Source organism: Luteibacter anthropi, assembly GCF_023699965.1.
GTDB lineage: Bacteria > Pseudomonadota > Gammaproteobacteria > Xanthomonadales > Rhodanobacteraceae > Luteibacter > Luteibacter anthropi.
In genome coordinates this window covers 2,837,487-2,845,727 of the sequence record NZ_CP077072.1, presented here as the reverse complement: position 1 = coordinate 2,845,727, position 8,241 = coordinate 2,837,487, and the positions used below count along the sequence as shown (strand labels likewise).

At 64.3% G+C, this 8,241-nt stretch carries 7 protein-coding genes; 1 reads left to right on the top strand and 6 read right to left on the bottom strand.

Annotated elements, in window-relative coordinates:
* Nucleotides 1–838: 838 nt before the first annotated feature.
* The 5 genes from KR767_RS12470 to KR767_RS12450 all read right to left on the bottom strand — a co-directional run bounded on the left by KR767_RS12470 (nt 839) and on the right by KR767_RS12450 (nt 6,801).
* The gene (locus tag KR767_RS12470) at nt 839–3,637 is read right to left on the bottom strand and encodes a TonB-dependent receptor (RefSeq protein WP_250876537.1); all 2,799 of its coding nucleotides are present in this window, start codon (nt 3,635–3,637) and stop codon (nt 839–841) included.
* 135 nt (nt 3,638–3,772) lie between these two features.
* A complete protein-coding gene (locus tag KR767_RS12465) occupies nt 3,773–4,780 on the bottom strand; it encodes a FecR family protein (RefSeq protein WP_250876536.1) in 1,008 nt (335 codons plus the stop codon).
* Between the two features lie 2 nt (nt 4,781–4,782).
* Entirely contained in the window at nt 4,783–5,346 is a 564-nt protein-coding gene (locus tag KR767_RS12460; RefSeq protein WP_166947886.1) for an RNA polymerase sigma factor, read from the bottom strand.
* 164 nt (nt 5,347–5,510) lie between these two features.
* The gene (locus tag KR767_RS12455; protein ID WP_250876535.1) at nt 5,511–6,305 is read right to left on the bottom strand and encodes a PhzF family phenazine biosynthesis protein; all 795 of its coding nucleotides are present in this window, start codon (nt 6,303–6,305) and stop codon (nt 5,511–5,513) included.
* A 52-nt stretch (nt 6,306–6,357) separates the two neighbouring features.
* Nucleotides 6,358–6,801, bottom strand: a complete 444-nt coding sequence (locus tag KR767_RS12450) for a hypothetical protein (RefSeq protein WP_250876534.1) — start codon at nt 6,799–6,801, stop codon at nt 6,358–6,360.
* Nucleotides 6,802–6,920: 119 nt separating this feature from the next.
* Between KR767_RS12450 and KR767_RS12445 the strand changes: the two genes are divergently transcribed.
* Entirely contained in the window at nt 6,921–7,748 is an 828-nt protein-coding gene (locus KR767_RS12445; RefSeq protein ID WP_250876533.1) for an endonuclease/exonuclease/phosphatase family protein, read from the top strand.
* A 4-nt stretch (nt 7,749–7,752) separates the two neighbouring features.
* Here KR767_RS12445 and KR767_RS12440 read toward each other — a convergent pair whose 3' ends face one another.
* On the bottom strand, nt 7,753–8,238 hold the full coding sequence (locus tag KR767_RS12440; RefSeq protein WP_250876532.1) for a nuclear transport factor 2 family protein: 486 nt from the start codon (nt 8,236–8,238) through the stop codon (nt 7,753–7,755).
* Nucleotides 8,239–8,241 lie beyond the last annotated feature (3 nt).

Sequence of the window (8,241 nt, the reverse complement as noted above, 5' to 3'; positions counted from 1 at the left end):
ACAAGCAGACTCCAATAACCATCCTGATTAATGGCGAACACCAGCCATAAGAACTTTTTGTTTCTCGCATCACTCACCGCGAAAACGACGCGCAGGGGGACTCACCGCACTGTGTTCGGTCAGTGCGTCGATCCGGCGATGTGATGAGGGGGACTGCCCGACCATATACCGCCACGCATGGCGTTCTTATGACCGTCAGCTCCGCATGGATGTGTCGGTTTAAGCGATTCCGGTCAACACCGTCCGCACGGTGGCTCGCATCGTGACGTACACCTGCGGCGCCGCGCACAGCGACACCGCGCCAGGACCTTGTTGGCTCGCATGAATCCCACCGTTGCCAGTCCTTATGTTCCGGTTTGATCGCCGCGCCCACTTCTTCGCGACGACAGGGTTATTCCCAGGGGGATCCCGAAAGTAACCTGTTCAGGTAATTTCCTTCGATACCAATCAGGGTGTGTTTTCGGCCACAACGCCAAAATGCAGCCATCGCGATGCGTTAGATGTGACTGGCATCGCAATTCGCAGGGAAAAAGCAGCCGTCATCAATGACGTCAAGCGAAACATGTATGCAATGAAGTGCATCTTTGAAGGATCGCGTGGATGCTTCGTGCCGATATTGTTCCTTCGGCCACATTGCTTCGACATGCAAGCATCGGCGCATGCATTCAGTACGCATGCGCATGGATATGCAACGGGTGCCTGGGGAAAAGCACGCACGAAAAGAAGGCCGGCATCCTTGCCGGCCTCCAGGGGGCACCACATGCGCACGGGCCGCGGACAGCGCCGCGCACACTATTGATAACGCACCGGGGCCCCACCCCCCTACCCCCGGATACAATCAGCGCAATCGCAAGGTGAAGCTGAGCTGGTAGGCCCGCCCCACCACGTCGTCGAAAAGCGGGTTGTACGCCGTGCCAGGCGACCCGTAGTACTCCGGCGAATGGTCGAGAAGGTTGTGGACGTTGAATGCGATGGTCCAGTTCCGGATGCCCGCATAGGCCAGGTTGAGATCCACCAGCACGAAGGCGGGCGTGGTGCACTTGCCTGCAGCGGCCAGGTAGACAGGGCAGGTCTGGAAGCTGCCGGACGAGGTCTCGTAGCGATACGACCCCGTGTAGCGGACGTTGGTGGTGGTGGTCCAGTCGCGATAGCGCCAGTCCACGCCCAGCAATGCGGTCCAGCGGGGCTGGGAGGCATATCCCGCGTAGTGCTCCACCGGCATGCCATCCACGATGGTGCGGTCCAGGCGCTTCAGGTAGTTGGCATCGGCATGGATGTCGAAACGGCCCAACCGTGTCGTGTCGATCCGGAAGCGGGTTTCCAGGTCGATCACGCGGGCATCGGTCTTGCCCAGGTTGGCCAGCTGCTGGTCCAGGGCCACGAGCTCGCCTGCCGCGTTGCGCTCGAACAGGCGTGGGTAACGCCGTGGATGCATCAGCACGTAGGTGATCGGTAGTACGTTGATCTCGTTGTCGCGGCGGATGCGGAAGTAATCCAGTGTGATGCTGGCATCGTCGCTGGGCGCCCAGACCACGCCCAGCGTGTAGCTCTTCGACGTCTCAGGCCGTAGCTGGGGGTTGTTGACGGAGTTGAGGCGTAGCTCGCAATAGCTGCTGTAGCGGTCGACATAGGCCTCTTCCGCGCAGGGAAGCACCCCTTTGGGCACCTGGGTGAGGAAACCGGCCGAGGCAAGCGATGTCGGCCGGCTCAGCTGCAAAAGGCTCGGAGCCCGGTAGCCGCGGGCCCAGGTACCACGGATGCTGAGGCCATCGAGCGCCTTCCAGACCAGGCCCAGTTTCGGCGACCAGGCATGACCGTAGCCCTGGCTGCGGTCGAAGCGCCAGGCGATGTCCGCATCCAGGCGGTGCGCCACCGGCAGGAACGATTCGACATACGCCGCCGTGCTCCAGCGGTTCTCGCTGCGGATCGACGGCGTCTGGAACTGGAAAATCCGGTTGCTGAGGATCAACGGGTCCGGGATGTCATGCAGCCGGTCGCGATAGGCCTCCACGCCGACCGCCACCGTGGCGGTACCGCCCGGAAGCTCGCCCACGGGATGCGACGCATGCCCGCTTATCCCGTTCTGGGTCGTTTCCGCGCGTCGATGGAGCACGGGTGAGATGGCGTTACGCACCTGGGTCGTATTGACGGTGTTGATATGGAACGAACCCATCTGCACGGCCTGCGCCAGCGTATCGGCGCGAAGCAGGCCCATCAGCACGTCGGAACTGTCGTTGTGCTGTTCGTTGACATGCACGTCCCATTCCCCGTCTCCCCAGGCGCCACGTGCGCCAAGGGTGAGGAAGCGGCTGATCGACACGGTGTTGTCCCGCACCGGCCCCAGGTCATTGAACGAGTAGTCGTAGACGGCGAGGTCATCCTGGCTCTTGTTGTCGGGATGACCTACGGGAAGCAGAAGGCTCTGTTTCACCGGAGCAGACTGCTGTTCCTGTTCCACGCGCGTCCAGCGCAGGTCCGCATAGGCCTCCACGCTGCCGAAGCTATGATCGAGGCGGGCCATCACCGAACGGCTGTTGAGGGCACCCTGCAGGCTGGTGACACCCGCACCATCGTCAAGGCAGACACCAAGGCGACTGCGCTTGGCCGGCGCGCAGTCCGCGGGCATGAACAGGATCCGCGCGTTGTCGAGGAAGAAATTATCGTCCGATGGCGTGCTTCGCCCACCTTCCGCCGGGCCTTTCGTGAGGGCCGCCCAGGAACGGTCTCTGCCCAGCAAAGGATCGCGCTGGAGATAATCGACACTCAACATGGCGTGCCCGTCATTGCCCAGCGAACCGCCGAAGGTCGCCGTTCCCCGTCGCTGGCGTGCATCGCCACGATCCGACCAGCCATAGCTGCCGTCGAGCGTGGCACCGCTGGCATTCTTTCGCAGCACCACGTTGATGACACCGGCCATGGCATCGGAGCCGTAGATGGCCGATGCACCATCGCGCAGGATATCCACGCGTTCGACCAGGGCCAGCGGAATGCTGTTCAGGTCGTTGACGACGCTGAAATCATCCTGCGCCAGGCCATAGCCCGCCATGCGCTGCCCGTCGATCAGGAACAGCGTGGCGGCCGAACCCAGGCCGCGCAGGTCCACGGCAGCGGCACCGCTCGCACCGGAAAGGCCGTTGTTCTGGTAGACCGCGCCATCGGTGGTGCTCACCGGCGAGTTGCTCACGCGGATGCCCGGTTGCGCGCGCAAAAGGTCATACAGGGTCTGGTAGCCGCTGTGCTCGATCTGCTCGCGATCGATCACCGTCATGGGCGATGCCGTTTCGACATCCGTCCTGCGGATATGCGAACCCGTGACCTCCACCGGGAGCAGGCGTGTCGCGGCTGGCAGCGCCTCGATACGATGCAAGGGCTTTTCAACAGGTGGCGGCGGTGGCGGCAGCTTGCGCAACACAAAGGTCTTGCCGTCCACCACAACGGCCTTCAGACCGCTGCCACGGAGTACTTCCTTCAACGCATCGCCGGTCTCGTGCATGCCATGGACGCCATCACTGTGCTTCAGCGATGTGAGCGCTGCGTCGTAAAGCAGTTGCACGTTGCCCTGGCGGGCGAGTGCCCGCAACACGTCATCGAGCGATCCTGCTGCGATCTGGTAGTTGACGTCCGCAGGTGCGGCCACGGCCAGACTGCGCGCACAGCACAACGCCATGAGCAAGCCGAATGCCGCTCTTCCGTATCTGCCGATCCGCGGCCCCCCGGCGCGCATACGGCTAGCTCGTGCCTTTCGGCGGCGATGCGTTCAGTGGGTGGTTCCTCAGTGCGTCTTCACCGTGCCGTCGTCCGGATACAGCACCAGTTCGTTCGTCCCCCGCCGCTCGACCCTGAGCGACCATCCTGCCTCGAGCGCCCTGACCAGGGCCTGCTGGTCACCGGCATGAAAGCTTCCGCTGACTTCCACCGCACCGAGGCTGCGGTCGCCCAGGCGTACCTTGGTCTCGGAATAGCGATTCATTTCGGTCAGCAGTTCGTCCAGCCGGTGTTGCCGGAAGACCAGTTCGCCACGCGTCCAGCCGCGTGCGGACTCGGCATCCAGCGGTGTCACGCCATCCGTGCTGCCATCGGCGGCAAAGCGGATCTGCTGGTTGGGCGAGAGCGCGCGCGTACCGCTCCACGAAGCCCGGTCGATCGACACGGCGCCTTCGAGCAACCCGATGGTAACGGCGCCCTCAATGTCGCTTACCTGGAAGGTGGTACCTATATCGTGGATCACATGAGTACCTGCATGCACTTCGAAAGGCACGCCGGTATGGGCCACGACGAACTCCACCCGTCCGCGCTCCACGGTGACGACGCGATGGTCGTCATCGAAGCGCAGTGACATGGCCGAACCGGCGTCCATTACCACCTTCGTGCCATCGGGAAGTGCGGTGGGTACGATGCGATCCGGTGCACCGAGCATGCGCTCTACCCGGGCGACAGGCCGCTCGGCAAGCATGCGCGGAACCACCGTGAAACCAAGCCAGAGCAGCAGGCTTGCCGCCAGCGCCGTCGGTGCAACGACACGCAGCCACTGGCGCTGGCGACGTCCGCGGGCCGTGCGTTCACGGGCCTGCCGGCTGGATGCCCGCAGCAACGCATCGTTGCGCAGGGACAAGACGGCGTCGTGCAGTCGCGACGCTTCCACGAAGGCAGCATCGCGGCCGGGTTCTTCCTGCAGCCAGCGCGAGAATGCCTCGCGATCCTTCACGCTACATCGCGGCGATGCCAGCCGGGCCACCCAGGCCTCGGCCGTCTCCGGCAGGGAATGGAAATCGTGCGTCATGCTCAGTTCCTTCCGGCGTCCAGTTCGCCCAGCTGCTTGCGCAGCAGGGCAAGTGCCTTGCCGATCTGCTTTTCCACCGCCTTTACCGAGATGCCGCAATGGGTGGCGATTTCGGGATAGCTCATGCCGTCGATGCGGTTGAGCAGGTAGATGTCGCGGCAACGCGGCGGAAGGCGCAACAACGCCTGCTGCACGCGCGCCAGCTCCCTGTGGGTGTCGAGCCGATGCTCGTGCGCCTGCTCCGAAGAGGCCAGCGCGTGCACGTTCTCGTCGAGACTGACGTGATCGGTGAGATGGTGTGTCTGGGCTCGCCTGGCCCGGTCGTTCAGGGCGTTGATGGCGATCCGGTAGAGCAAGGCGCTCCAGGTTTCCGGCGCGTGATCGCGATAGCGGATGAGCCTGGCCAGGCTCTCCTGCGCGATGTCCTGGGCGTCTTCCTCGGACGATACCCGCCGGCGCAGGAATCCGAGCAGCGGATTACGCTGCTCACGTACGAAACGTTCGAAACTTATCGTTTCGACCGAGCTTTCTGCTGGCTGCCCGCCATCGATCGAACTCCGCCCCATGCTGCGATACCGTGCCCCCGAAAGCCTCTTTTCAGCGAGAGTACCCCACTTTCGGTGCGTGTGCGGAATCGGCAATGTTGCGTGCGAAACCATTCGTGCTCCCATCGGATATGACGGGCACGGCACGCCCATATCCGGTAGAACGCGAAGAGCAGGTTTTCCCCCTACGGCAGGCCCAGTGCCACGCTGCCCTGGATGGCCGTCACGGTATGGCCGCCCAGCCAGATATGGTGGCCGTCGCGCAGTACGTGAAGACGGGCGTCGCGGCCGATGGCCGTGCCTTGCGCGATGGAATAGGTCGCCGGCGCCAGGCCTTCACGCGCGAACCAGGTGGCAATGCCGGCGTTGAGGCTGCCGGTGGCCGGGTCTTCCAGCACGCCACCGTCGAAGACGAAGGCACGCACGTCGAACAGTGCGCCAGGGTGCCCGGCGCTCGGCGCGATCACGCCCAGTTTCATCTCAGCCAGGGCCACGGGATCGGGCGAGAGGCCGTCCAGGTAGACGCCTTCACGTAACAGTACGGCGCGCCAGCCGGCGCCGTTATCCACCCAGCGGGCCGCCACGACGTCGGGACGGGACACTCCCAGGCCATAGGCGATACGCAGGCATTCGGCTTCGCTCAAGATCTCGTCGCGGAGCAGCGGAGGCGCCAGGAACGACAGGACCCCTGCCTCGTTCCGGATACGGACCAGGCCGATGCCGCACTCCTGCAGCACGTCGCCCCCTTTAGAGCGGCCGCCGGCCTCCAGCCATGCGTGGCATCCGCCCAGGGTGGGATGACCGGCGAACTGCATTTCCCCGCGCTGGCTGAAGATCCTCAGGCGATAGTCGGCCCTGGCATCACGAGGCGATTGCAGGAAGACCGACTCGCTGAGGTTGGTCCAGCGCGCGAAGGCCTGCATGATGCCGTCGTCGAGTCCATCGGCATCATGAACTACGGCGAGGGGGTTGCCGGACATGGGACGGTCGCTGAAAACGTCGACCTGCCTGAAAGGATGGCTGGACATGGGATCAGATGGTGACGTCGCGGCCCCGCGAGGCCTCGCATTCCTGCAGTGATTTATCGAGGACCGCCTTGAGATCGGCGGAAGCAGAGGGGCGAGTGTCACCCGCTGGAACCGCCATGTCTTGCTTCATCGCCGCACTGAGATGGTCTCTTGCCTGCACACCACAGGGCGTTCTTGGCTTCCACGCGCCCAGGGCTGCGAGGCGGCTTTCGAGCGTGGCCGTATTGATCGACACCTGGCGCTGGAAATGCCAGTCGGCGACGACACTGTGCAGATCGGCTGAATCGGCGGCCAGGTTGGCGGCGTCGCTCTTCTTCGCCCGCTCCGACGCCGTGAAAGCCAGGATGGCCGTGGTTGCCGAAGCGATGAAGGCCAGCGCCACGATGGCGAGCGCGGTACGGCGGCCATTGGTACGGCGCGTGGGGGCAGCGTCGTCTCGGTCGGTCATGAGGGCTCCGGATAGGCGCAGGAAACGGCCTATTCTGCCCCAATCGCCCACCTGGGGCCTGCGGCGATGTAACGCGGTTACACCGCTATAGTCGGAAGCTGACCCAAAGGAGACCCGCCATGATCCGCTTCCGATCCCTGGCCCTCGCCGCCCTCGCCACGCTGGCGCTGCCCGTCGCGGCCGCCGACCTCAAGGTGATGAGCTTCAACGTCCGCACCATCACCGGTCCCGACGGCCCCAATCGCTGGGAAATGCGCCGCGACCTGTTCGCCGACACGATCCGCCGCATCGACCCCGACGTGATCGGCACCCAGGAACTGGGCCAGGCCCAGGGCGACGACACGGTGGCCCGCCTGCCGGGATACACCTGGTTCGGCCGCGATCGCTACGGCGGCCACAAGGACGAACACATGGGCATCTTCTACCGGAAGGATCGCCTGAAGGTGATCGAATCGGGCGATTTCTGGCTGTCCGACACCCCGGACAAAGTGGCCAGCATCACCTGGGGCAATATCTTCCCCCGCATGGTGAACTGGGCGCTGTTCGAACGCATCGCCGACCACAAGCGCTTCTACCTGCTGGATACGCACTTTCCCTATCGCGACCAGGATGAAGACGCCCGCACGCGCAGTGCACGCGAGATCGCCGCATGGATCAGCAAGCTGCCGCAGGGCGTGCCCGTGGTCATCACCGGTGACTTCAATACAGGCCCCGACAGCGAGGCGCATGCCCTGCTGACGAAGACCCTCAAGGACGCATGGATCGCCGCGCCCACCCATGACGGACCGGACGCGACCTTCCACAACTTCACCGGCAAGACCGACAAGCGCATCGACTGGGTGCTTTACCGTGGCGTGGAAGCGAAGTCCGCCACCACGGTGACCACCTCGAAGGACGGCCGCTACCCGTCCGACCATTTCCCCGTGGCTGTCGATTTCACGCTCTGAGCGATCAGCCCGAGACCGGAGGCTTCGGCGGTACCGGAGCTTTCGGCGGAGCGGGCGCTACCGGGGGCGATGGGGGAACGCCGGTGTACTGCGCCGAAAGCAGGCGCCAGCCATCCGCCGAACGCACGGCGGTGGCACCGAGAGACAAGCGCATCTCGCGCCCCGGGGCGAGGGTAAAGACGATCTCGCCCGTCACTGCGGATACATCGCCCGACGTGCGGGCTTTGAGCGCGCTCACGGAGGACGGGGGTGCCTGCATTTTCTTTTCGGGTGCGTAGAAGGACAGCACGGCATCGTGCTCGTCGACCTGGCCACGCGGGGATACCTCGACGAAACCCGGGGCAAGGACTGCATTCAGTGCCGTCACGTCGAAATCGCGTTCGGCCTTGAGATAGCGGGACACCGCTGCTTCGGGGGATGACTCCGCAGCGGCTGCGGTGCCGCTGACGGCGACGAGGGCAAGCAGGGCAAGCGCAGGACGACGATCCATAAC

Coding starts and splice junctions, on each gene's coding strand:
- KR767_RS12465 (WP_250876536.1), bottom strand. CDS start 4,780: ATGACGCACGATTTCCATTCCCTGCCGGAGACGGCCGAGGCCTGGGTG.
- KR767_RS12460 (WP_166947886.1), bottom strand. CDS start 5,346: ATGGGGCGGAGTTCGATCGATGGCGGGCAGCCAGCAGAAAGCTCGGTC.
- KR767_RS12445 (WP_250876533.1), top strand. CDS start 6,921: ATGATCCGCTTCCGATCCCTGGCCCTCGCCGCCCTCGCCACGCTGGCG.
- KR767_RS12455 (WP_250876535.1), bottom strand. CDS start 6,305: ATGTCCGGCAACCCCCTCGCCGTAGTTCATGATGCCGATGGACTCGAC.
- KR767_RS12440 (WP_250876532.1), bottom strand. CDS start 8,238: ATGGATCGTCGTCCTGCGCTTGCCCTGCTTGCCCTCGTCGCCGTCAGC.
- KR767_RS12450 (WP_250876534.1), bottom strand. CDS start 6,801: ATGACCGACCGAGACGACGCTGCCCCCACGCGCCGTACCAATGGCCGC.